Source organism: Hyalangium sp., assembly GCF_045802625.1.
Taxonomy (GTDB): domain Bacteria; phylum Myxococcota; class Myxococcia; order Myxococcales; family Myxococcaceae; genus Hyalangium.
The window spans coordinates 80028-104453 of record NZ_JBJMQP010000043.1; the positions used below are offsets into that span (position 1 = coordinate 80028).

20 protein-coding genes are annotated in these 24426 nt (G+C 68.0%); 1 reads left to right on the forward strand and 19 read right to left on the reverse strand.

Annotated elements, in window-relative coordinates; genetic code table 11:
- Window positions 1–138 precede the first annotated feature (138 nt).
- The 9 genes from ACJ8AT_RS08370 to ACJ8AT_RS08410 all read right to left on the reverse strand — a co-directional run bounded on the left by ACJ8AT_RS08370 (window position 139) and on the right by ACJ8AT_RS08410 (window position 14442).
- A complete protein-coding gene (locus tag ACJ8AT_RS08370) occupies window positions 139–1590 on the reverse strand; it encodes a type II and III secretion system protein family protein (protein ID WP_407737111.1) in 1452 nt (483 codons plus the stop codon).
- A 32-nt stretch (window positions 1591–1622) separates the two neighbouring features.
- Entirely contained in the window at window positions 1623–2159 is a 537-nt protein-coding gene (locus ACJ8AT_RS08375) for a prepilin peptidase (RefSeq protein ID WP_407737112.1), read from the reverse strand.
- Window positions 2160–2262: 103 nt separating this feature from the next.
- Window positions 2263–3156, reverse strand: a complete 894-nt coding sequence (locus tag ACJ8AT_RS08380) for an FHA domain-containing protein (RefSeq protein WP_407737113.1) — start codon at window positions 3154–3156, stop codon at window positions 2263–2265.
- 63 nt (window positions 3157–3219) lie between these two features.
- Window positions 3220–5403: a hypothetical protein gene (locus ACJ8AT_RS08385; RefSeq protein WP_407737114.1), complete on the reverse strand. Its 2184-nt coding sequence runs from the start codon at window positions 5401–5403 to the stop codon at window positions 3220–3222.
- Window positions 5400–6848 (reverse strand): YncE family protein, encoded by a 1449-nt coding sequence (locus ACJ8AT_RS08390; RefSeq protein ID WP_407737115.1) that lies wholly within the window; start codon window positions 6846–6848, stop codon window positions 5400–5402. Before ACJ8AT_RS08390 ends, ACJ8AT_RS08385 begins: the two co-directional genes overlap by 4 nt.
- A 90-nt stretch (window positions 6849–6938) precedes the next feature.
- Window positions 6939–9044, reverse strand: coding sequence for a glycine--tRNA ligase subunit beta (gene glyS, locus ACJ8AT_RS08395; RefSeq protein WP_407737116.1), 2106 nt, complete (start codon window positions 9042–9044; stop codon window positions 6939–6941).
- Entirely contained in the window at window positions 9034–10026 is a 993-nt protein-coding gene (gene glyQ / locus ACJ8AT_RS08400) for a glycine--tRNA ligase subunit alpha (RefSeq protein WP_407737117.1), read from the reverse strand. The genes glyS and glyQ overlap by 11 nt, the downstream gene beginning before the upstream one ends.
- Window positions 10027–10118: 92 nt before the next feature.
- Entirely contained in the window at window positions 10119–12326 is a 2208-nt protein-coding gene (locus ACJ8AT_RS08405; protein ID WP_407737118.1) for a protein kinase domain-containing protein, read from the reverse strand.
- A gap of 73 nt (window positions 12327–12399) precedes the next feature.
- Window positions 12400–14442: a protein kinase domain-containing protein gene (locus tag ACJ8AT_RS08410; RefSeq protein WP_407737119.1), complete on the reverse strand. Its 2043-nt coding sequence runs from the start codon at window positions 14440–14442 to the stop codon at window positions 12400–12402.
- A gap of 241 nt (window positions 14443–14683) precedes the next feature.
- On the opposite strand from ACJ8AT_RS08410, the gene ACJ8AT_RS08415 reads away from it, so the two are divergent.
- The gene (locus tag ACJ8AT_RS08415; protein ID WP_407737120.1) at window positions 14684–15283 is read left to right on the forward strand and encodes a hypothetical protein; all 600 of its coding nucleotides are present in this window, start codon (window positions 14684–14686) and stop codon (window positions 15281–15283) included.
- Between the two features lie 10 nt (window positions 15284–15293).
- Here ACJ8AT_RS08415 and ACJ8AT_RS08420 read toward each other — a convergent pair whose 3' ends face one another.
- The 10 genes from ACJ8AT_RS08420 to rpoC all read right to left on the reverse strand — a co-directional run.
- Window positions 15294–16295 (reverse strand): carbohydrate kinase family protein, encoded by a 1002-nt coding sequence (locus tag ACJ8AT_RS08420; protein WP_407737121.1) that lies wholly within the window; start codon window positions 16293–16295, stop codon window positions 15294–15296.
- A 22-nt stretch (window positions 16296–16317) separates the two neighbouring features.
- Window positions 16318–17052 (reverse strand): DNA repair protein RecO, encoded by a 735-nt coding sequence (gene recO, locus ACJ8AT_RS08425; protein WP_407737122.1) that lies wholly within the window; start codon window positions 17050–17052, stop codon window positions 16318–16320.
- Window positions 17053–17060: 8 nt separating this feature from the next.
- Entirely contained in the window at window positions 17061–17447 is a 387-nt protein-coding gene (locus tag ACJ8AT_RS08430; protein WP_407737123.1) for a helix-turn-helix domain-containing protein, read from the reverse strand.
- Between the two features lie 15 nt (window positions 17448–17462).
- Entirely contained in the window at window positions 17463–18215 is a 753-nt protein-coding gene (gene tgl / locus ACJ8AT_RS08435; RefSeq protein ID WP_407737124.1) for a social motility TPR repeat lipoprotein Tgl, read from the reverse strand.
- Between the two features lie 26 nt (window positions 18216–18241).
- Entirely contained in the window at window positions 18242–18706 is a 465-nt protein-coding gene (locus ACJ8AT_RS08440; protein ID WP_407737125.1) for a social motility and stimulation tgl protein, read from the reverse strand.
- Window positions 18707–18729: 23 nt separating this feature from the next.
- A complete protein-coding gene (locus ACJ8AT_RS08445) occupies window positions 18730–19440 on the reverse strand; it encodes a hypothetical protein (RefSeq protein WP_407737126.1) in 711 nt (236 codons plus the stop codon).
- Window positions 19441–19568: 128 nt separating this feature from the next.
- The gene (locus ACJ8AT_RS08450; protein ID WP_407737127.1) at window positions 19569–20303 is read right to left on the reverse strand and encodes a lytic transglycosylase domain-containing protein; all 735 of its coding nucleotides are present in this window, start codon (window positions 20301–20303) and stop codon (window positions 19569–19571) included.
- Window positions 20303–20650, reverse strand: a complete 348-nt coding sequence (locus tag ACJ8AT_RS08455; RefSeq protein WP_407737128.1) for a phasin family protein — start codon at window positions 20648–20650, stop codon at window positions 20303–20305. Before ACJ8AT_RS08455 ends, ACJ8AT_RS08450 begins: the two co-directional genes overlap by 1 nt.
- A gap of 145 nt (window positions 20651–20795) precedes the next feature.
- Window positions 20796–21221 (reverse strand): hypothetical protein, encoded by a 426-nt coding sequence (locus ACJ8AT_RS08460; protein ID WP_407737129.1) that lies wholly within the window; start codon window positions 21219–21221, stop codon window positions 20796–20798.
- Between the two features lie 174 nt (window positions 21222–21395).
- On the reverse strand, window positions 21396–24426 hold a 3031-nt coding region (rpoC, locus tag ACJ8AT_RS08465), incomplete at its 5' end, for a DNA-directed RNA polymerase subunit beta' (protein ID WP_407737130.1).

Consider the following 24426-nt stretch of genomic DNA (forward strand, 5'->3'; position numbering starts at 1 on the left):
GCCGGATGCTACCAAGCGCCCTCCCCACCTCAAAGAGGGTGGCTCGGGTTTCGCAAGGGCCGGAAATAGCGAGGCCGGCGCCCACCTCTCGAGGGAGATGAGGCCGGCCCCAAGCCGAGCAGGCAGCCGCGTGCGCGCTCAGTCGAAGATGTTGAAATTCACTTCGCTGCGTGCCTGCTTGTAGCGGCTCTTCACGTCCTCGATGATCGTGCGGATCTTGTCCGAGTCCGGGTTGACGATGCGCGGGGTGACGAAGATCACCAGCTCGCGCTTGGTGGAGTCGAACGCGCGGCTCTTGAAGAGCTCACCGACGATGGGGATGTGGCCCAGGCCGGGCAGCTTGGACACGGCCTTCTGCTCGTCGTGGCTGAACACGCCGGACAGGACGATCGTCTCGCCGTGGCGCACGGTGACGTTCGTCTTCACCTTGCGGGTGCGGAAGCCGGGGATGGTAGTGGAGCCACCGAAGGACACCGCCACCGAGGTGTCGATCTCCGAGGCCTCCGCCTCGATCTCCGTCTGGATGTTGCCGTTGCGGTCCGCGGTGGGGCGCAGGTTGAGGATGACGCCGTAGGGCTTGTACTCCACCGTGAACTGGTTGTTGGTGATGAGGGGGATCGGCACCTGGCCGCCGGCGAGGAACTCGGCCTTCTCACCGCTGGCGCACACCAGCTTGGGCTGGGCCAGCAACCGGCCGTAGCCGTCGTTGGCCTGGAAGCCGAAGGACATCTGCGAGGCGGCCTGCACCGTCACCTGGCCCGAGCCCGAGCCGAAGGTGCCCGGGTACAGCTCCTGCGCGAAGGTGGCGCCACCGGACACGGTGCCGGTGATGTCCGTGGGGTAGGTGATGCCGTACCGGTCCCGGCTGTTGCGGCGGATTTCCACGAACTGCACCTCGGAGAGGATCATCCGCTTGATGCCGACCACGAGCAGGTTCTCCACCTTCTCGCCGATGGCCTTGGTGATCAGCTCCGCCTTCTGCAGGTCCTGCTGGCTCTCCACCGAGCCCTCCAGGAAGATGGTGGAGCCCACCACGTTGGCCTGCACGTTGCGCAGGCCCGCCTTCTGGAAGGCCGCGTTCAGGTTCTGCGCCACCAGCTTCTTGGCGTTGGGCGCGATCTTCACGAAGCTCTTCACGTTCGGGTACAGCGAGACCACCTGATCAATGCGGTCCGCGTCCTGCGTGGTGTACGCCTGGCCGTCCAGGTAGATGCGATCTCCCACCATGCGCACGGACACGCCTTCGATCTCGCCCAGCAGCTTCTTGATCTCGGCGATGATCTCGTTCGGATCCTGCCGGCGCACGGCGATCAGGTAGCTGACGCGCTGGCCGGAGGTCTTCCAGATGAGGAGCGTTGTCTTGCCCTCGTTCTGGCCGATGATGAGGACCTGGTTGTTCCCGATGGTCTTCACCTCGGCGATGCTCGGATCACCCAAGGCAATTCGGGTGATGCCCGGGATGGTGACCACCTTCTGGGTGCCCACGCCCAGGGCAATGGTGCTGCCTTCCTGAGCCAGGGCAGAGCCGCCCACGAGGAGGGCCAGGAAGACGCCTAGCGTGGCGGCGTGGTGCGTGATGCGTGTGAACATCGTGCGAGTCCCCTCTGCGCGTCGAATCCGAGCTAACTGGAGTTGGATTGCTGCCACCACATGGCCCAGAAAGTCCCCAGGGCGATGGCCACCCCATAGGGAATGTGCCGCTGCGTCATGGGCGCGGTGTCCGCGCGCAGCAGTCGGGCCCTTACCGCCCAGCGCCGCCCCGCGGCCGCCAGCGTGTCCCACACCTCGCCCTTCCAGATGATCGTCACCACCGCCTGGAAGAAGCCCGCCAGGGAGATGAAGGCCCCAGCCGCCATCACCGCGGGAAAGCCGAGCACCGCCCCCACCCCGCCCATCAACTTCACGTCGCCCCAGCCCATCTTCCCCCGCAGCGCCCCGGGCAACAGCAGCGCCGCCAGCCCCACCCCCGACACCAGACCACTGATCAGCCCCGTGTCCAGATCTCCCACGCCCTCGGACCACAGGCGCACCCCGAGCGCGATCACCACCAGTGGATAGGTGACGATATCGAGGATCCGCTGGCGAAGGACATCCGTCACCACCGAGATCACCAGGGCTGCTCCCAGGATTGTCCACAGCGAGATCTGAACAGGGGTCATCCGAAGCCCGGCCCACTCGCGGCCAGGCCCTCGGAATAAATCAGCGAACCCCACATTCAGTCAATTGGCGAACATCCCGAGGGCCAGGAAGGCCCCGGAGCGTTCAGCGCACAACGAGGCGGATCTTCTCGCTGCAGATGAAGTACTCGTCTCCATCCTCGATCTTCCGCCGCTTGATGCGCTGCTTGTTGAACCAGGTCCCGTTGGAGGAGCCCAGGTCCTCGACGAAGTAGTCCCCGCCCTCGCGGACGATCACGGCGTGCTCGCGGGAGACCTTGCCGGAGTTGATCACCAGATCGCAGTGCTTGCCGCGGCCGATGACGAACCGGTCGTTGATGATCTTCTGCTGATCGCCGCCCTCGGTGATGAGGTAGAGCGCGTTGCCCTCGTCGGCCGAGGGCTCGTCCTCCATGGGCTCCTCGTCCTCGGGGGGCGGCTCCTCGTCCTCCATGTGCTGCAGGCCGGAGTCCTCGGGCACCTCGGGCGGCGGAGCGTCCTCATCCTCGACGGAGTCGTCATCCACGGGCTGGGGCGGCTCGTTCTTGCCTTTGATCAGGCGCTCGAGCTCGGCGGCCGTCTCCAGCACGCGCTCGGCCACCTCGCGGCGCACCGGATCATTGTCCAGGGCGTTGGCGGAGGGGCGATCATCCACCGGGCGCGGCGGCTGGCGCGAGGGCTGCTCGTCGCGCATGGGCGCGGACTTGACGGGCGCGGGCGCCGCCGCGAGCACGGGCGGGCTGGACTTGCCCACCGAGGGCGCGGCGCCCGAGGGACGCTGGGGCACCGCGGAGGGCACCACGTTGAGCGGCGCGGGAGCCTCGCCGCGGGTGGGCTTGCCCACCTCAAGGAACCCGTTGAGCCGCGCGAACATGAAGAGCGCCTGGTTGATCAGCGCGTCGCGGTCCGAGCCCATCTGCTGGGCCATCTCTTCAAACGTCTCCCACAGGTGGTCGGCGATACCAACCTTGCGAGCGGGGCGGGAGTTCTGGTCAATCATCGTGGCGACTCGGAAAGTCTGAGGAGGTACAGAACGATAACAGAGGCCCCCCGTCCCGCCCAGTTACTCGAAAGGTACCAGGCCCCTGAGATTGGCGACGTTATCCTCCAGGCCAGCAAGGGAGACCTGAAGGATGCCATTCGCCGAGGGATACGCAATATAGGCGAAATCCACCGGAGCCGTAGGATCTCCTACCTGGACATGCACCACGGGGCCAGGCAGCCGGAAGGTCGTCAGGCCGCCGGTCGTGGTGGAGGTGTCCACCCCGGCCGCGAAGGGCCGCACCCCCGACTGGGCCGTGACGACGAGCTGGTCCCCCCACGTCAGGGTGCTCGCCAATTCGTCCTGCATGTGCTCCAGGTGGAGGTAGGCGCTGGCCTTGTCGTAGGCCGGGTCATGGCGCTGCGGGTTCGTGGGATCGGAGCTATTGAAGCCATTGGGGTGGAAGAAGTAGCCCCCGGGGAGGGTGAACGTCACATCCTCATTCAGCATCACCCGGCCCAGATAGCCCTTGGTATCGCTATTCACTACCAGTGGATAATCCCCGTTGGCCCGGACCGTGAAGCGAGTGGGGTCCGGGCAACTATCCGTCGGCAGGCCCTGGGTGGTGAGCTGGCCCACCGGATTGGTGCTGGGCGACAGGGTGACCTTGGAGATCGTGACATAGATGGGAGTGAGCCCATCTTCCTTCAGGCAGGGCCCGGCGTCGTTGGCCAGCGAGATGATGTCTTGCTCGCGCACCATGCCGGACTTCACGGCCTCGTCCTCCACAGAGAAGGTGCACTGGCCCGGAGTCGTCGTGCAATCCACCGTCTTGTCCGCTCCCTCGGAGCTACGGATGGGCCGGTTCGCGAGCCCCGGCAGCGCGCCCTTGTAGAGCACGCGGTAGGTGTCATCCCGGGTCGCCCCCTCCTTCGTATCGAGGTGGATGTACGCCGCGAAGTTGGGGGTCCCGTCGCCATTGAGTCGCGAGACGCTCTTCGCATTTCCGTTGATGTCGAGGATGGAGTTGCCCGACTGCCCCGATGCACCGAGTGTCTTATCGGTATCCGTGGGCGTGTCGAGATCGAACGAGCGAAGCCCCGCCGCGTCGAAGATGTTGATCCGCCCATCCGAGGCCGGAACGATGCCAATGAGCGGGCGGCGCATGACGGTGCTCGCGCCATTGCAGCGCATCAGGATGTGGGCATCCGCCGCGATGGACAGTCCGGTGGGCAACGCCTGCCCTACTCGGATGGGGAGCATGGGCGTGAGCGTCGCGTCCTGGGCCAGCGCGCCGGTGTCCGCCTCCACCGCGACGATGCCCGCGCACGCCTCCTGATCCTGCTGGGTACACACGCTCTCATCCAGCGCGCCGTACACGTACGTCCCCGCGTTGAGCGAGTGATCCGAATTCTGATTCAGCTTCGGCGGATCGAGCTCATCGAGCTGGGTGCAGGCGCCCTCGTCCAGCAGCAGATTGGACACCTTGGGGTTGGTGGCCAGCAGGCGCACGGCCCCTCCGAACTGGTACTCCATGAGCTCAGTGCCCGTGTGCGCGTCCAGCTTGAACGTCCGGTTGCCCTGAGCCGCGGCCAGAGACGTCCTCCGCGTGGCGACCACGATGGGCTCCTGGTTGGCGTCGGCAGTCGGCATCACGAGCAGCGCCGTCACCGTCTGGTCCGTCAGCGGCGCCGCCAGCAGGATCTCCTTGCCCTGGTACTGCGTGTCTCCCGAGGCCAGGAGCGCATCCGGTCCCGGCAACTCCACGCGGAAGAGATGGGCCCCTGACTCCTCCTGGGTGGCGTAGTAGAGGACGCTGTTGCCGCCGTTGTCGGCACCCCGGCCCGCGAAGGCCGTGACGAAGCCGAGCCCCTTCAGGCGCTTGACCTCCTTGAAGTAGTCCGGATCGGCCGCGACGACGGAGAGCTCATCCGTGCCCGTGCTCCGCGCGTACACATAGGGGCCCGTCACCTCGCCGCCGGCGGCGTCGTAGTGAATGTCCCGCGCCAGGTAGATGGGCCGATCCAGCACTGGAATGGAGAGCGGCTCGATCGGGTTGGGGGCGCGGACCCAGTCACGCGGACTGCCGGTGAGGTAGAGCGCGCGCAGCTCGTTGCGGTCCGCCGATGTGACGAAGACGTAGTCGCCCACGGACGTGACGTCGTAGGTCCCCGACAGGCCCGCGGCCGTCTGCGTCGTCTGCGACGCGGAGCACGCGCTGAGAACGCCCGCGCCGAGCGCGAGGCAGAGCATGAAACGCTTCAAGGCTGGGTCTCCTGCCGGCACGTGGAGGTGCCCTGCTTCGGGTCGAGCCCCTGGGGCTCACCGAGATAGGCCACCAGGCGCGCATCTTGCGGCTGGCGGATGTTGGGAATGTCGATCACGGCGACGCGCCCGTCACCGAAATTGGTCACGAACACGCGGGCGGCGCTGGTGCCGCGCTGATCCACGGCCAGGCCATAGGGCTGAGTGCCCACGTCGCCCACCTGCCGGACGACCTGGCCTAGCTTCGTGTCGTAGAGCACCAGCACGCCGAGCGTCCGGGTCGTCCCGGCGCATGTCACCGCCACCAGCTCGTCACCCGGGTCCCCGCGGCGCAGGATCTGGAGCCCGCTGGCGCCCTCCGGCAGCGGAACCGCGCTCACCACCAGGAACGAGGGCCGAGCCGAGCTGGCATTGTCCACGTCCACGACGAGCAGCGTGTCCGGAGAGCGCGCCAGGATGTAGAGGCGATCCTTGTCGAGGTGCTCTTCGGGCTTGCCGAGCGGAATGCGAATGATGTCCCGCGCCTCCAGCGTCTGGTAGACGGAGCTCAGGCTCGTCTCGAGGATGCGGGTGGTGTCGGTGCGATCGACTAGGCGCAGCAGGAAGCTGGCCGACACCAGGGTCTGGCCCGCCACGAAGTTGCGGCCGGTGACGTAGACGTAGCGGTCTCCGATGGCCGTGGCGTGAGCGCCTCCGATGGGCAGCCCCGGCGGGGTCAGGGAAACGAAGTCGTCCTTGCTGAGGCTCAGCGAGTCCCCCCCGGCATCCGGGAGGTGGACCAGGTACGTCTGGAAGCTCTTCGAGCTACGGGCTGGAGAGTCCGCGGCCTCGGTGTGCGTCACCCACAGCTCGGGCTGATCGCCGGAGTCATCCACCGTCACCCCAATGGGTGCCGGCGCGCGTGGCTGGTCATCCACCGCTCCGGCGATCTTGCTGGTGAGCGACAGGGCGGTGGGCACGCAGTTGCGATCGCCCTGGCTCGCGCCGACGCAGTTCAGGATGGTCTTGCCCTCATTGGTCCTGTCCTGAATGTCGATGGCGTGCAGGTAGTTCCCCTCGGCGCGGGTGGGCACGAAGAGCCGCGGCGTGCCCCCGGTACGTGGGGTCCACAGGGTCATCTCCCCCGCGAAGCTGTCGATCTGCACGTAGGAGTTATTGGAATCCACCTGGAGGTCGGTGATCTCCGCCGGCCCACTGGCAGGGACCGAAGCGCCGATCTCCGGCAGCCCGAGGCTGTCCAGATCGAGCGCGATCAGCGAGCCCGTGTCGTAGCACTTGTCGAAATTGGCGCTGGCCACGTAGAGCGCGCCATTCGGGGAACCGTCCACCTGCCGGTGGACGATCCCGCTGGGGTAGACGAAACGGCCGACGGGCGGGGGCTGCGGCGCGGTTTCCGAGCCACACCCCACCCAGACCAAGGCGGAGATAAGAATAAGGGGGCGCATCAGAGGGGGGCGGAGTGTAGGAACCACACCTGCCCCTAGCAACTACAAAGGGGCGCTCCTATTCCGCAACCGTCAGCCCGCCCGCTCTCCTCAGGCCGCCGCCTCGGCCTGGATCTTGGAGAAGTCGGCGACTTGGTTGAACAGCGCACCAATCTCCACCAGGAAGCGGACGCGGTTCTCGCGCAGCTCCTTGTCGTCCGCCATGACCGTCACTTTGTCGAAGAAGGTGTCCACGGCGGGCTTCAGGCTGGTGATCTCCTTGAGCGCGCCGGAGAAGTCATCCGAGCGCAGGTAGTCGGCCACCTTGCCGCGGGCCTGGGTGAACGCGGTGTGCAGATTGCGCTCGGGCTCGTCGCGGAACTTGTCGGGGTTGGTCTGCCCCTTGGCCACGTCCTTGCCCTGCTTCTCCACGATGTTGACCACGCGCTTGAAGGCCACCGCCAGCGGAGTGAAGTCCGCGCGGCCCACCAGCCCGCTGAGCGCCTCCAGCCGCTTGCGCGCCGCCACCAGGTCATCGAAGCCCACCGACAGCACGGCCTCCACCACGTCCGTCCGGTAGCTCTCCGACCAGAGCGCCTTGAGCCGGCCTCGGAAGAACTCCAGCACCTGCTCGCGCGGAGCGGGCTCGCCGGCCTTGCGCTTGAGATCCCGGAGCTTCGGCTCCAGCAGCTTGAGCGCCTCGTCCACGGCCGCCGACAGCGAGAAGCGGTAGCCGCGCCCGAGCACCAGGTTGATGACGGCCAGGCACGCGCGCCGCAGGCCGAACGGGTCCGCCGCGCCCGTGGGCGCCTTGCCGATGGCGAAGATGCCGCACAGGGTGTCCAGGCGGTCCGCCAGGCCGATCAGCGCGCCCGCGTCCTGCGTGGGCAGCGAGTCATTCGCGTTGCGCGGCAGGTAGTGCTCGAAGATGGCCATGGCCACGGCCTCGGGCTCGCCAGCGGCGCGGGCGTACTCGCGGCCCATGACGCCCTGGAGCTCGGGGAACTCGCCCACCATGCCGGTGACGAGGTCCGCCTTGGCCAGCGTGGCGGCCTGCTCGATGGTGGAGCGCTGGTCGTTCTTGCCCGTCTGGTTCGCCAGGAACACGGCGAGCGCCCGGAACCGCTCCACCTTCTCCGCGTAGCTGCCGAGCTGCCCCTGCCACACCACGCGAGCCAGCTTCGGCACGCGCTCGATGAGGGGCGTCCTGCGGTCCTCGTCGAAGAAGAAGCGGCCGTCCGACAGGCGGGAGCGCAGCACGCGCTCGTAGCCGCGCAGGGACAGCTTCTCGTCGCGCACCGGCGTGTTGGACACGGCGATGAACTTGGGCAGCAGCTTCCCCTTGGCGTCGGTGAGGGAGAAGTAGCGCTGGTGGCTCTTCATCTCCTGCACGAGCACCTCGGCCGGCAGATCCAGGTGCCGCTCGTCGAAGGTGCCCACCACGGGGTTGGGCAGCTCCACCAGGTTGGTCACCTGATCCACCAGCGACTCGTCCTCGAGGATCTGCCCGCCGGTGCCCTTGGCGGCGGCGCGGAGCTTGTCCACCAGCAGGGCGCGCCGCTGGGAGATGTCCGCCACCACGTGCGCCTTCTCCAGCACGGCCTCGTAGTCGGCCGGGCGGGCCAGCTCGATGGGGCCGGGAGCCAGGAAGCGGTGGCCGTAGGTGGTGCGGCCGCTCTTCACGTCACCGAACACCACGGGCAGCACCTCCGAGCCCAGCAGCGCCACCATCCACTGCACCGGGCGGGCGAAGGCCATGTCCACATCACCCCAGCGCATGGACTTGCGGAAGTTGATGCCGTGTACGGCGGCGTGCAGGGCCTCCGGGAGGATCTCGGTGGCGGGGCGGCCCTTCTCCTGCACCTTGGCGGACAGGTACTCGCCCTTGGGCGTCTGCGTGCGGCCCAGCTCGCTCACGGGGATCTTCAGGGACTCGGCGAACTTCGTCGCCGCCACCGTGGGCTTGCCGTCCTTGTCGAAGGCGGCCTTGGCGCTGGGGCCCAGCTTCTCGCTGGTGATGTCCTCGCCCGAGTCCGCGATGTCCTTGACCCACACGGCCAGCCGCCGCGGGGTGCCATAGGTGCGCACCTCGCCATGCTTGAGGCGCGCGGCGGCCATGCGCTCGGTGAGCACGCGCTTCAGATCCTCCAGCGCGGGGAGGATGAAGGACGCCGGGAGCTCCTCGGAGCCCACCTCGAGCAGCAGATCACGCGCCACGAGCCACCTCCGCCTTCGCCGCCTTCTCCACCGGCTTGTTGAGCTTCACGTGGTTCCAGTAGTCGCTGGCGGGCTTGCCCTCGAGCACCGGGGGCTGCTCGCCCACCGTCCACGCCGTCTTGAGCAGCGGGTAGCCCAGCCGCTCGCGCATCTGCAGGTAGCCTTCGGCGCACAGGCGGGCGTTGTCGCGCACGCGCTTGATGAAGTTGGCGCGCTCGGTGACGGAGATGGCGCCGCGCGCATCCAGCAGATTGAAGGCGTGCGAGCACTTCAGCGCGTAGTCATACGCGGGCAGCGGGAGCTGGCGCTCGATGAGGCGCTTGCACTCCTTCTCGTACGCGTCGAACAGCGCGAAGAGCATCTGCGGATCCGACTCGTGGAGGGCGTACTTGCTCATCTCCACCTCGTTGGGGTGGAACACCTCGCGGTACTTCACGCCCTTGACCCACTCGATGTCGAAGACGTTCTCCACGTTCTGCAGGTACATGCACAGGCGCTCGAGCCCGTAGGTGAGCTCGGCGGAGACGGGGCGGCACTCGAAGCCGCCGCACTGCTGGAAGTAGGTGAACTGCGTCACCTCCATGCCGTCGCACCACACCTCCCAGCCCAGGCCCCAGGCGCCCAGCGTGGGAGACTCCCAGTCATCCTCCACGAAGCGGATGTCGTGGGCGTGCGGATCGATGCCCACCGCGCGGATGGACTCCAGGTAGAGCTCCTGCACGTTCTTGGGCGCGGGCTTGAGGATCACCTGGAACTGGTGGTGCTGGAACAGGCGGTTGGGGTTCTCGCCGAAGCGGCCGTCCGCGGGGCGGCGCGAGGGCTGCACGTAGGCCACGTTCCAGGGCTCGGGGCCCAGCGCGCGCAGGAAGGTGGTGGGGGCCATGGTGCCGGCGCCCACTTCGAGATCATACGGCTGGGCGATGATGCACCCTTGGCGGGCCCAGTGGTTCTGGAGCGTGAGGATCAGATCCTGGAAGTACATGGTTCGGAGCGTCCCTCGAGGCCCTCGCGACAGAGCGAGGGCGAAGACGCGCGGACCCTAGTGAGGGGGTCCAGGACCGTCAAGGACGACCGTCAATCCCCGTAAGGCGGCAAGTCCGAAACCGTAATCGTGTACTTGTTGTCCTTGGCGACCACGACTGGCGCGGAGAACAGCCGACTGTTCCCTTCTGGATCCACGATGCGCAGCCGGTAGGTGCCCGCCTGGAGGGGGACCTTCATGAGGGGCGTCGTCCCCAGGCTCGTGTTGCCATCGAACACGGCGGCGCGAGGCACGGTGTAGAGGGTGAGCAGACCGATCCCGGCCTTCTTCATCTTCCGAGGATCCTTCGTGTCCACCACCACGGCCTCACCGGTGGGGTTCTCCTCCACCGTGGTGTTGGGCGCATTCTGCAGTGCCGCCTCCAGCGTCTTGGGCTTGTCGGGCTGCGCCTCGGTCCCGGTGGGAGGAGCGGTCTCGCCCGTCTTGGGCTGACCCTTCGACTTGGAGGTGCCGCTCTTGGAAGCGCCAGCCTTGGCGACCGCGCTCCCCTTCCCCGAGCCCTTCTTGTCCGGCACCGGGGTGTCCTCCTCGGGGGAGGGCTCCGGCGTGCTCGGCTCGGTGGGCTCTGGGGTGGCCGCGGCCTGGGTCTCGGGAGGCTTGGCGGGCGCGGTGTTCGGCGGCTGCTCCAGCGGATTCGGCGGCCGAGCCTTCTGCGGAGGAGGCCAGGTGTTCGTATCGGGCGGAGGCGGAGGCGGACTGAGCTCCAGCTCGTTCTTCACCCACGCCACGGCGGAGTCATACCCAGGGCGAAGCATGGCCCGGACCGGCTGCAGGTAGAGCAGCCCGCCAATGGCTCCGAAGAAGGCCAGGAGGAAGAGCCGGCTGGCCCAGCGCCCCTTTCCGCCCTCCCCGTCCCGCGCCGCCGCGGTGTCCCGAGGCGTGCTGGATCGGGCTCCCGTATACGCGTTGGCCCGAGGCGCGCGAGAAGGACGCAGGGGCGCCCGGGACGGCTGCGTGGAGACAGTGTTGTCCGTGTCCTCGGCCTCGACCTCCGGCGGAGACGGCTCGGGAGCTTCCGTGCGCGCGGACACCCGAGGCCGGGAGCCACGGGGCGTGGACGGGGCGGGGGCAGCGGACTGCGCGGGATCGCTCGCGGGCTTGCGCGGACGAGCCCCCGCGCCCGCGCGTGAGGCGAACGCCCCAGCAGGAGCGGGAGCGGGCGCCGGGCGAGGCCTGGACGGCCGCTTCGCGGTAGCGACATGGTCGGTCGGCTCGTCCTGGAGCGCTCCGGCGGCCTCGCTGAGGCGGGCGTCGTCGCGGCTGGCGTACTCCAGGAGCGCGCGCGTCTTCTGACGCTTGTCCGTGAAGAACGCCTCCATCAGCCCGGACATCCGCTCCTCGTCGAAGAGCTCCGGGCCCATGGCGGCCTCGATGGCCTTGGCCATCTCTCGGCCCGTGGCGAAGCGCTTCGCCTTGTCGCGAGTGAGCGCCTTCATCACCACGGCCTCGAGGGCCTCGGGCACCGCCGGGTTGATCGAGCGAGGCGGAGGAATCACTCCCTCGGCGATCTGCATCATCATCGCGGCGTCGCCGGGAGCGTTGAACAGGCGCTGGCCGCACAGCATCTCGTGCAGCAGCACACCGGCGGAGAACAGATCGCTGCGCCCATCGAGCTCGTGGCCACGAACCTGCTCGGGGGACATGTAGCCGCCCGTCCCCTTCACCATGCCCACCGCCGTGCGGCCCAGACGGCCCTTGGCCTTGGCGATGCCGAAGTCGATCACCTTCACCCCGCCGTCGTAGGTGACCATGACGTTGCGCGGGGACATGTCGCGGTGGACCACCGCCACCGAGCGGCCCGTGGGATCCACGAAGTGGTGGGCGTAGTGCAGGCCCAGGCAGACGTCGCGGATCACCCGAGCGCCAAAGCCGGGAGGCAGCGGCGCATCGCTCTTGTCCGCGGCCTTGTTGAGCTGCTCGAGGTTCTGCCCGGCGAGGAACTCCATGGCCAGGTACAGCTCGCCATCCTCCTCGCCCAGATCGAACACCTGGCCGATGTTCGCGTGGGAGAAGGCGGCGGTGATGCGCGCCTCGTCCAGGAACATCTTCACGAACTCGTCCGTCTTCACGTCCGGCAGGATCTGCTTGAGCGCGACGAACTTGCGGAAGCCGCCCGGCCCCGAGGTGAACGCCAGGAAAAGCTCCGCCATGCCTCCCACGGACAGCCGTGTGAGGATCTCGTACTTGCTGATGCGACGCCCACGGTCGGGATCGTCCGCGGGGGCTCCCTGAATCGCCATGCGAGGCCCCCATGCTAGCCGCCTCGCCCCATCCCGTCACGGGGGAGACGTGTTCCCGGGGGCTGTCAGGGGCTTACTGCGGCTCGGGCGTGGTCGGGGGAGACAGCTCCAGGGGTTTGATGGAGGGGTCGACCTCCGCCGGCCCCACGGAGGGCTCCTCGGGCTCGGCCGCCTCCTCGGCGGGTTGCTTCGGGGTGCGCCCCTCCGGTTTCGCCTGGATCGCGGGAGCCTTCTCGGGCTTGGGCGGCTGCGCCGGGGCGGTGGCCTCTTGCTCCGGAGAATCCTCCGGGGCCTGCGAAGGCTCCTCCGCGGCTTCCTCCGTGGGCTTCGCCACGGGCTCCGCCGACATCTTGGGCACATGGATGGAGGCCGCGGACGGACCGGGCTTCTTGGGCCGCTCGGCCTCCGTGGCGTGGGAAGGCTTCTCCTCCGCCGCCTGCGGCTCACCGCCCTCCGCGGGAGGAGGCGGCTCATAGGCCTCCTGCGAGGGCTTCGCGGTCGAAGGCTCAGGCGTAGCCGCGGCCGGGCCGGGCCCAGCCTGAGGCTCGGAGGTCCACGGCTTGGACGAGAAGAGCGCCTCGACCCTGCCCTTCACCGACTCGGGCAGGAGCAGCACGATGACGCCCACGGCCAGGATGGCCGCGACAATCCAGAGGCCGCGCCGCGAGCGGCCGTCAAGCCCCTGCAACGCCCGCGAGACACGCGAGACGCGGGAGACCTCCGACACCTCGGAGATCTCGCTGTCCTCATCGCGCGAATTTGGCGGCGGGGATGCCCGGGGCTCGGAGGGGCCCAGCGTGAACACCCCCATCTTCGGAGGACGCCGGCTCTCACGGGCTTCAGGCTCGGCCGTGGCGGAGCGCCCCGGCGCGGGCATGCCAGGGGCCGGGCCTATCTGGGTGGGAGAATCTTGGTCGACGGAAGCCACCTGCTTGGCCCGAGCCGATGCGGACGATAACGCCCGGGGCGGAGCCGGAAACGGCCGGGGACTGGGAGGATTCGTGGCCTGCTGCTCCCCTGTCGAGGACTGCTTGCGGACGGGAGCTCGCGCACCGGGAGTCGACGGGCGCGGGGCGGCGGGACGAGGCGCCTGCTCCGGGGCGGGCAGATCCTTCCTGATCGCGGTGGGGCCCAGGTCAATGTCGTCCGGATCGACGGGGAACCCATTGAGGGTCTTCTCGTCTTCCTTGAGCGCCTCGACGACCTGGCTCACGCGCTCGTCGTCATGGCTGGCGTAGTCCAGGAGCGCGAGCGTCTTCAGGCGCTTCTCGGCGAAGAGCGCCTGCATCAGCTCGGCGACGGACTCCTCGTCGAAGAGCTCCGTGCCCATGGCGGCCTCGATGGCCTTGGCCATCTCTCGGCCGGTGGCGAAGCGCTTGGCGGGATCCTTGGCGAGCGCCTTCATCACCACCGCATCGAGCGCCTCCGGCACGTCCGGGTCGCTCACCCGAGGCGGGACGATGTCGGCATTGGCGATCTGCCGCATCATCTTGTCTTCGTCGTTGGTGTCGAACAGGCGCTGGCCACACAGCATCTCGTGCAGCAGCACGCCGGCGGTGAACAGGTCGCTGCGCCCGTCGAGATCCTGGCCGCGCACCTGCTCGGGAGACATGTACCCGCTGGTGCCCTTGACCATGCCCACATGGGTGCGAGCGATGCGGCCCCTGGCCTTGGCGATGCCGAAGTCGATCACCTTCACCACGCCGTCGTAGGTGATCATCACGTTGCGCGGGGCCATGTCGCGGTGGACGACGGCCACCTTGCGGCCCGAGGGCGCGGTGAAGTTGTGGGCGTAGTGCAGGCCCAGGCACACGTCGCGCGCCACGCGAGCCGCGAAGCCCACGGGCAGCGGCCGCACATAGCTGGCCGCGATCATCACCTGCTCGAGGTTCTGCCCGGGCAGGAACTCCATGGCCAGGTACAGCTCCTCGTCCTCCAACCCGAGATCGAACACCTGGCCGATGTTCGGATGGGAGAAGGCGGCGGTGATGCGCGCCTCGTCCAGGAACATCTTCACGAACTCGTCCGTCTTTACATCCGGCAGGATCTGCTTGAGCGCGACGAACTTGCGGAAGCCGCCCGGCCCCGAGGTGAACGCCAGGAAAAGCTCCGCCATGCCTCCCACGGACAGGCGCGTGAGGATCTCGTACTTTCCGATTTTCCGGCCGCGGTAGGGATCGACCCCGGGAGATGCTGCCTGTTTGGGCATGAACGGCCGCCCATGCTAGCGGCGCCCCGGGCTCGGGTCACGTCCCCTGGGGTTGTGACGCAGCTCGTCAAACCCCTGAATCTGAGATCTTAGGGCTGGGAGCAAATGAGCACGTAACTTTTTGCCCACATTCTCCGTAAATACCTATGTGAGCTCCATTCAGCGCTGGAATCGAGGTCAGCAGGTCCAACGAGCCGGTGAGCTTCCGGAGAGCCTCTCCGCCGTCCAAGGACAGCGGGAGCGCTCCCCCATCGAGCCCCTGTCCCGGCTGCCGAACCGGTTCCAGGACGCGTTCGACAGGGCAGGCAAGCGGTTCCAGGACGGGTTCGACACCGCGAACAAGCGGAGCCCCGAGGCGCTCGGCACGCTGGAACGGCTGCTGACCAGCAAGGAGTTCCAGGAGCGCCTGAAGGAGACGCTGGCTGGCACCTCGCACCGCGCCCAGCAGGTGAAGCAGGTCGAGTCCACCTACCAGGCGTTCTGGAAGGACTCGCAGGACTTCTCGGTGAGCAAGGGTCCCTCGCTGACCGTCCCCGAGCCGCCGCGCTACGTGGCGCCCGCGGAGAGCGCGTGGAAGGGCGGCAGGCTCACGGTCCCCGAGTTCAAGGCCCCGGTCGAGGGCGTGCAGCAGACGGCTCGCGTGGAACGGGCCTCCCAGGCCGTGCGAGCGCTTCAGGATGCCCGGCGGGCGGCGGCAGTGGCGGAGCAACCCTTCCGGCTGCTGGGGCTGGCCACGCTGCGAGGCTGAGCTCCCAGGTTCAGCGGGGCCGAAGATCCGCGGGCATGTGCTCGGCGACCTCGGCCGCGTGGGGGAGTCCCGCCACCGCGCCCAGCCGCTCCACCACGCGCGAGCCCACCACGCACGCGAAGGTGGCCAGCTCCGTGAGCGACTCCCGGGTGGCCCCTTGCACCGCCCGCGCATCCGCATACCGGCGCGTCAGGCCGTAGAGGAAGGCGGACACGAAGCCATCCCCGGCGCCCGTGGTGTCCACCACGCGGGTGGACGGAGCCGGCACGTGCACCACCTCGCCGCGCCAGAGGAACGCTGCTCCCTTCTCTCCCAGCGTCACCACGGGCAGCACCACGCCCATGGCGCTCAGCGCCTCCAGCGCCCCGCGCGGGTCCGAGCTGCCGACGACCACGGGCATCTCCTCCTCGGAGAGCTTCACCACGGTGCACAGCGGCAACAACCGCTCGAGGATGCTCTTGGGCTCACGCGGATCGGCCCAGGCGTGGAGGCGCAGGTTCGGATCACAGCTGATGATCCGCCCGGCCTCGCGCACGCGCTCGATGGAGCGCTGCAACGCAACGCGGGCCTCGGGCAGGTGCAGCGAGTTGGAGCCCCAGTGCAGCACCCGCGTCCGCCCGAGGAACTCCAGGTCCACATCCCGCTCGCCCAGCAGGAACTCCGCCGAGCGCGTGCGGAAATAGGTGAAGCTGCGCTCGCCGCGAGCATCCAGCGAGATAAAGACCAGCCCCGTCCGGGCCTCGTTCGTCTGCCGCACGTGGCTCACATCGACGCCCTCGGCGGCGAGGCGCTCGCGCAGCAAGTGGCCGAACTCGTCCGAGCCCAGCACGGACACCAGCCCCGAGCGTCCCCCCAGCCGGGCCAGCCCCACCGACACGTTGGCGAGCGAGCCGCCAATGGCCGGCGCCCACGAGGACACCTCTCGCACGCGCCGCCCGAACTCGGAGGGGAGGAAGTCCACCAGCGTCTCGCCCATGCACACCACGTCCAGCGGTGGCGCCGCGTCCGTCATGGCACTCCCCTCCCGGCTCAAGTCAGTCCAGTCCCACCTGGGCCATGAAGTCCACGCTCTTGAGGCGCCGGCCCAGGTGGTGCGCGATGAAGACATTGAGGAGGCCGCGCGCTCGCGCCCTCAGCTCCGGAGGCAACGGCGTACGCTGGCCCTCCTGCAGCGCGCGAAGCCCCGCCAACAGCGCCGGAGGGATCGCCACCGCCTCCCGAGCCCGCCCGCTGCACGGCTCGCACACCGCGCCGCCGTGGGACTGATCGAAGCGCGGCCGCTCGCCTGGCTCGCCGCCACACAGCGCGCACGCATCGAAGCGCGGCATGAGCCCGGCGTGGGCCAGGGCGGACAGCTCGAAGGCGAGCAGCGAGGTAGGGCCCGCCTCCTTGGCATCCAACCGGCCGAGGTACTCCTCCAGCAGGGCGAACAGCTCCGGGTAGGGCTCGTGATCGCGGGTCAGCTCGCGGCACAGCTCCACGGCGTACAGCGCCCGGGCAATCAGCGCCAGATCCTGCCGGGCCGTGTAGTAGCCAGCCTCGATGTCGACCGAGTCCAGGCGCACGGTGCTGCCGCGCGTCTCGACGATCTGGACGCGCAGGCGCATGAAGGGCTCCAGGGCGCCCGCGAAGCGCCGCTTGCTCTTGCGCGCCCCCGCGGCGAACGCGGTGAGCTTGCCATGCTCGCGGGTGAGGAGCGTCACCAACCGATCCGCCTCACCGTAGTCCATGGTGGACAGCACGAGCGCCTCGTCGACGAACCGCTCCATGGTCTCCCTCAACCCCCGAAGGGGCGTGGAAGCTTCCCGGCCGCCACGAGAAAAACATAGGCGCCAAGCGCCACCACGAGCACCATCACCCCCAGGCCGATCCACGCCCGTTTCCGCCGCTCCTGCTCGAGCGCCGCCGGGCTGGGCGCCGGGGTGGCCTTGTCGACCTCCTCGTAGCGCAGCACGGCCTCCTCGGGCGCCATGCCGATGACGTGCGCGTAGGCCCGGATGTAGTTCAGCACGAAGATGCGCGCCGGCAGCCGCTCGAACTGGCCCTCCTCGAGCGCCGCCACGAGGCTCAGAGGGATCTTCGTCTCCCGGCAGATGTCCTCGCGCGACATGCCGCGCAGCTCGCGCTGCTGAGAGAGGTACTTGCCGAAGTCGACGTGGTCCACGGCGGCGCCCCAGGCCTACAGGTGCTCGCGCAGGCGGTGGCACTCTTCCTTCAGGGCCGACTCGGAAGCCTTGGTCTCGCAGGTCTCCAGGCGCTCCTTCGCGGTGTCCCCCTGGCCCTGCTTGGCCAGGCACACCCCCTCGCGCAGGTACGCATCCGCCACGTCCGGGCACTTCTCCCGGTAGTGGCCAAAGGCCTTGCAGGCCTCGTCGGTGTTGCCCGTCTGCTCGTAGATGAGGCCCAGGTTCTTGAAGCCCAGGCAGAAGTTCGGGTTGAGCGTCACCGCGGCCTTGATGTTCTCCAGCCCCTTCTCCGTGTCGCCCTTCTTGTAATAGGCCCACCCCAGGTTGCCCTGGGCGATGAACGGCGTGGGGTACAGCATGTCGTTGAGCACCTGCTCGTACAGCTTGATGGCCTCATCGTACTGCCCCTGATCCAGGTACACGTTGGCCAGGTTCGTCCGGGCCTCGGAGAAGTTCGGGCGGACCTCGAGCGCCTTCTGGTAGTGCTCGATGGCGTCCGAGTGCCGCCGGAACGACAGGTGCAGCAGGATTCCCAGCGCGTTCTGCGCGTCCGCGTTGTCCGGATCCAGCTCCACGGCGCGCTGGAACTCGCTCAGCGCCTCCTGGATCTTGCCGGCCTGCTGCGCCTGCACGCCCAGGTTGTAGTGAATATCCGCGCTCTGCTGCTCCTTCTCCGTGGGCACGTGCTTGCAACCGGAGAGGACGAACACGAACGCGAGGCAGCAGGCAAGGAAGACGCGGAGCATATGGCGGGGACTCGGGGCTGGGAGAATCAGAATGCGGCGAGGAAGCGGCCCAGCGTAGCCGCGGCGTTCTTCTTCTCCTCGACCTTCTTGGCGACGGCCGGCACCTGCTTGGGATCCCGGTAGAAGACGGGCAGCGTGCGCAACAGCTCCTCCTGCATCGTCTGCGGCTGCGAGCGCCAGTTCGAGTTGTCCATCATGAAGCCCATGGTCTCCACGAAGGCCAGCGCCTCGGCCTCCTCGCCCAGGTACTCCTCGAAGCTCGTGTTGCGCTTGCCGGAGACGTAGATGGCGCAGTCGGCGGCCTCGGACAGGTACAGGTAGATGAACGTGGCGAAGCCCGTCGAGCCGCGCAGGCCGAGGATGAACGCCTGCGCCGGCCCCGCCGGCTTGCCTGGGATGAACAGGTGCGGCGAGTTGAGCGACGTGTGGAGCGCGATCACCTGTTCGCGGTTCGCGGGCAACCCGCGATATCTCTCGTCGATATTGAACAAGGAACCAGCCGCCTCCTCGGGCGCTATCGTGTGGTGAGGGTGAACTCCGCGGAATCGTCCTTCGAGTCCGCGGCCGTGCGCTGGAAGCGGATGATCGGGTTGTCAATCATCACCCGCCCTCCACCCTCGTTGCCCTCGCCAATGATGACCTTGAAGTAGTGCTGAGGCGAATAACTCTTCCGGTCACCCAGCACCACCTTGTGTGCGCTCAACAGAATGGTGTTCTTCCCGGGCTGCAGCTGCTGGGTGAGCTCCGTGATGACCTGCTCCTCGTTATTCCGGAGTTTCCGAATAAACTTGGAGTTGATGTAGAGCTCGATGTCGTACTCGGCCATGCCAGGGACGGACTGCTCCGTCACCAGCCAGTAGCGCCGGGTGAGGCTCGGAGGGGCATCGGAAGCAGGAGCCGCGGGCGGAGGCGGCTGGGTGGGAGCTGCCGCGGAAGCGGGAGCCGTGGGAGCGGGAGCCGTGGGCGGAGCCACCGGAGCTACCGGAGCCGGTGCCACCGGAGCAGGAGCGGCAGGCGGTGGGGTCACCACGCGGACGGCATAGCCGGGCGCCTCGATGAAGACATCACCCTTCTCGTCGATGCGGACGGTGGCCTTCTCGAACTTCTGGTTGGTGACCCCATCGATGCGCACCCCGTTGAGGTACACCGATGAAGCCAGGGCCGAGGCGGGAACCATCAGGCCTACGAGCGCGACGAGGGCAGCGGAAAGAATCGAGCGGTACATTCGCGTCACTCCTGGAAATCCTCAAAGGTCCCAGGAACTTGCAGCCCCCTTAGCGCACCCTGGGGGACCGGACAAGGCGCGCCTACACGAATGTGAACGCGTACCGAGACAACTCATTCACATTCCCCTCAAGGATTCGGCGGCGCCTCGGTACCTTCCCTTTGGGCCAGGGCCCAATCTCCGCCCAGCCCCTGTCCCTCGCGGAACCGCTTGAAATCACGCCTCACCAGCCGGGGGTAGCGGCGGAACGTCTCCAGTTCCCCCTCCTTGATGGCCTTGCGGATGCGGGTGGGGCCCGCGTTGTAGGCCATGAGGGCGAAGTCGAGATCTCCCCCGAAGCGCTCCTGGAGGTTGCGCAGGTAGCGGATGCCCAGGCGCGCACAGAGGGCGGGATCCGCGGCCACCTCTTCGCGAGACAGCCTCAGGCCCTCCTTCTCTGCCAGGAAGTGGAGCGTGCTGGGCTTGATCTGCATCAGCCCCCGAGCCCCCTTCATGGAGAGGGCCTCCTCGTCGAAGTCCGACTCCACGTCGATGATGGCCAGGATCAGCAGCGGATCGTACCCCGCCTTGGGCGCCTCGTCGGCGATGGCCTGGCCGAGCTGGCGGCGCAGCGTGAGGCCCAGATCCGGGGCTCGCTTGGCCAGCACCGCGTCGATCAAGGCCGCATCATGCGAGGCCGGCTCGGCCACGGCCACCACCGAAACCACCGGGGGAGGAGCCGGCTCGCTCACGACGGGGACGATGCGCGCGGACAGCACCAGCGCCATGCCCGCCAGCAGCGGAAGCTTCGCGCAGCCCGCACTGAGAGTGTGGAGCCGCGCCATCCACTTCCCGCCGCCCGGAGCCACCACGGGCGAGGGCATCACTTCTGCTGCCCCAGCGCTTCGATGCGCTCGGCCAACCGCGCCAGCCGCGCCTCGAACTCCTGAAGTTCCTCCCGCCGGGGGACCTTGAGCCGGGAGACCGCCCCACGGACGGCCTCCTCCACGGAGTGCTCCAGCCCTTTGCGATGTCCGGCGAGCCGCTCGGTGAACTCGCGCGCCTGGCGCTTCACTTCTTCCTGGCTCCAGCCGGCGGCGGCGGCGACGCGTTGGAGGGTGCGGTTCACCTCCTCCTCGGCGGTGGAGACGGCCAGCAGGGCCTGACTCCACACCCGCTCGAACGCCTCTGCGACAGCATGCTTCTCTCGGGGGGCCTCTGGCTTGTCCATGCGGTCTCTCCGGGAGGGAGTCCCAGGCCTGAAAAGCCTGGGAGCGAAGAAAAGGTGGCTGGAAAGTAAGCACACCAGGGTTACGAAGGGAACGGCAGGTTACACCCTACCCTTCCCTTCGTTGACTTACCGATGGATCAGCGCGTCACGAGGCGGAGACGCGGGAAGCGGCGCGCGAGGCGGCCTTCTTCACCGAGGGAGGAACGATCTGGTCCAGCTTCTTCGAGAGCTTGGACAGCTCGCGGTTGAGCTCCTTCACCTGGGCCTGGCTGGCCACGCCCACCGCCTCCACGGCGCGCGTCTGAATGCCATCCAGGCGCTTGCGCAGCTCGGAGCGGACCTGCGTCGCCTTGCGGCCCAGCTCCTTCACCGCGGGGTTCTCCAGCAGCGTGTCCGGGTTGATCTGCCCGAGCAGCTTCTCCACCTCGCGCGCCGGGCCGCGGCCGCGGGCCTTGAGGTTGCGGAGCACCTTCTCGGCCTCGTGCTCGAGCCCCTCAAAGCGCTTCTGCGCGCCCTCGAGCTGCTGCTTCACGAACGTCTCCAGGTTCCGGGTCTTGCCGTTGGTCGCCATGGTTTGCTCTCCTGTGAGTGAAGTGAGTGTCGCGTGACGTGATGCGTCAACGTAACGCGACGCATCATTGACTGTCAAGTCAACCCGGCTGGAGAGCAGGCGAAAAAGCAACCGCCGCCCCAGCGAGTGCCAGGGCGGCGGCGGGAACTTCAGGAGCTCAGGCTCCGCGGGCCGTTAGGCGGCGCCCGTGGTCTGGGTCCCCTCGGAGCGAGAGGCCGGAGTCTGCATGGGGGCCGAGTCGGCGTGAGTGGCGGCCAGGGCGGCCTCCATCTCGTTGACCTCGTCGGTGGGGCTCTCCACCTCGATGTCGAGGTGCTTGTAGTTGGGCAGGCCCGTGCCGGCGGGGATGAGCCGGCCCATGATGACGTTCTCCTTGAGGCCGCGCAGGTAGTCCACCTTGCCGTTGATGGCGGCCTCGGTGAGCACCTTGGTGGTCTCCTGGAAGGAGGACGCCGAGATGAACGACTCGGTGGAGAGCGAGGCCTTGGTGATGCCGAGCAGCAGCGGCTCGCCCACGGCCGGGCGCTTGCCCTCGGCCATGACCTTCTCGTTCTCCTCCTCGAACACCCACTTCTCGACCTGCTCGTCCACCAGGAAGTTGGTGTCGCCCACCTCGGTGACGCGCACCCGGCGCAGCATCTGCCGGACGATCGTCTCGATGTGCTTGTCGTTGATCTTCACGCCCTGCAGCCGGTAGACCTCCTGCACCTCGTCCACCAGGTAGCGCGCCAGCTCCTTCTCGCCCAGCACCTTGAGGATGTCGTGCGGGTTGGCCGAGCCGTCCATCAGCGCCTCGCCGGCCTTCACGCGGTCCCCGGAGTGGACGCTGATGTTCTTGCCCTTGGAGATCAGGTACTCCTTGGCCAGGTCCGTGCGCTGCTCGTTGTTCACCTCGGGGGTGATGATGAGCTTGCGCTTGCCCTTGGTGTCCTTGCCGAACGACACCACGCCGTCGATCTCGGCGATGGCCGCCGCGTCCTTGGGCTTGCGCGCCTCGAAGAGCTCGGCCACGCGGGGCAGACCGCCCGTGATGTCCTTGGTCTTCGTCGTCTCGCGCGGCACCTTGGCAATCACCTCGCCCGGGTGGATCTCGTCACCATCGTTGACGGTGATGATCGAGCCCTGCGGCAGGAAGTAGCTCGCCGGGTTCCTGGAGCTGGGCAGATCCTTCACGTTGCCCTGCGCGTCACGGATGGTGATGCGCGGGCGGGCCTCGGGATCCTTGGACTCGATGACGGTGCGGCGGCTGAGGCCCGTGACTTCGTCCAGGGCCTCGCTCATCGTCACGCCTTCGATGATGTCCTCGTAGCGCACCACACCGCCCACCTCGGTGAGCAGCGGGATGGCGAACGGATCCCACTCGGCCAGGAGGGTGCCCGGCTCGATGCGCTGCTTCTCCTTCACGAGGATGCGGGCGCCGTAGATGACCTGGTAGCGCTCGCGCTCGCGGCCGCTGTCGTCGACGACGACGATCTCGCCGTTGCGGTTCATGGCCACCAGGGTGCCGTCGTTCTTCTGCACCGTGGTCAGGCCGGCGAACTTCACCGTACCGGCGTACCGGTTCTCGAGGCTGGACTGCTCCGCGCGCCGCGTCGCCGCACCACCGATGTGGAAGGTGCGCATCGTGAGCTGGGTACCCGGCTCGCCGATGGACTGCGCCGCGATGACGCCCACGGCCTCGCCGATGGACACCTTGCGGCCACGGGCCAGATCACGGCCGTAGCACTCCACGCAGATGCCGCGCTTGGCCTGGCAGGTGAGCACCGAGCGGATCTTCACGCGATCCAGACCGCTGTTCTCGATCCGGCGGACGCGATCCTCGTCGATCTCCTCGTTGGCGCGGACCAGGGCCTCGCCAGTGACGGGATCGAGGATGTCGTCCAGGGCCACGCGGCCCAGGATGCGCTCGCCGAGCGGCTCGATGATCTCGCCGCCCTCCACCAGGGCGCCGATGTAGAGGCCGTCCATGGTGCCGCAGTCGTACTCGTTGATGATGGCGTCCTGCGCCACGTCCACGAGACGGCGGGTGAGGTAGCCGGAGTTGGCCGTCTTGAGCGCCGTGTCCGCCAGGCCCTTACGAGCGCCGTGCGTCGAGATGAAGTACTGGAGCACGGAGAGGCCTTCACGGAAGTTGGCCGTGATGGGCGTCTCGATGATCTCGCCGGAGGGCTTGGCCATCAGGCCGCGCATACCGGCCAGCTGACGGATCTGCTGAGCGGAGCCGCGGGCGCCGGAGTCGGCCATGATGTAGATGGGGTTGAACGACGGCTGCTTGCGCGTCTCGCGCTTGCCGTCCTTGCCCTCACCCACCGCCTCCTCCTGCGAGATCTGCTGCATCATCTCGCCGGCGACCTTCTCGGTGATCTCGGCCCAGATATCGATGACCTTGTTGTAGCGCTCACCGTCGGTGATGAGGCCCTCGAGGTACTGGTTCTCGATCTCGGCCACTTCCTTGCGCGCGAAGTCCAGGAACTCCTGCTTCTTGGCAGGGATGACCATGTCCTTGAGCGCGATGGAGATGCCGGCCTTGGTGGCGTTGGTGTAGCCGAGGCTGCGGATGCGGTCGGCCAGGAGCACCGTCTCCTTCTCACCGGTGAGGCGGTAGCACTGGTCGATCAGCGAGCCGAGCGACTTCTTGTCGAGCACCTTGTTGATGGCGTCGAAGCCCACCTTGCGCGGGACGATGTCCCACAGCAGGACGCGGCCCACCGTGGTCTCCTTGCGCTTGCCGTCGATGCGGCAGACCACCTTGGCCTGCAGGTGCACCTCGCCGTGATCGTACGCGGCGCGCACCTCCTCGGGCGACGAGAACACGCGGCCCTCGCCGTTGGCGAACTCGCGGGCGCGCGTCATGTAGTAGATGCCGAGCACCATGTCCTGCGTGGGGACGATGATGGGCTTGCCGTGCGCGGGGCTGAGGATGTTGTTGGTGGACATCATCAGCACGCGGGCCTCCATCTGAGCCTCGATGGAGAGCGGCACGTGGACGGCCATCTGGTCGCCGTCGAAGTCCGCGTTGAAGGCGGCGCACACCAGCGGGTGGAGCTGGATGGCCTTGCCCTCGATGAGCACGGGCTCGAAGGCCTGCATGCCGAGGCGGTGCAGCGTGGGCGCGCGGTTGAGGAGCACCGGATGGTCCTCGATGACCTCCTCCAGGGCGTCCCACACCTCGTCCACCTCGGCCTCCACCAGCTCCTTGGCGGCC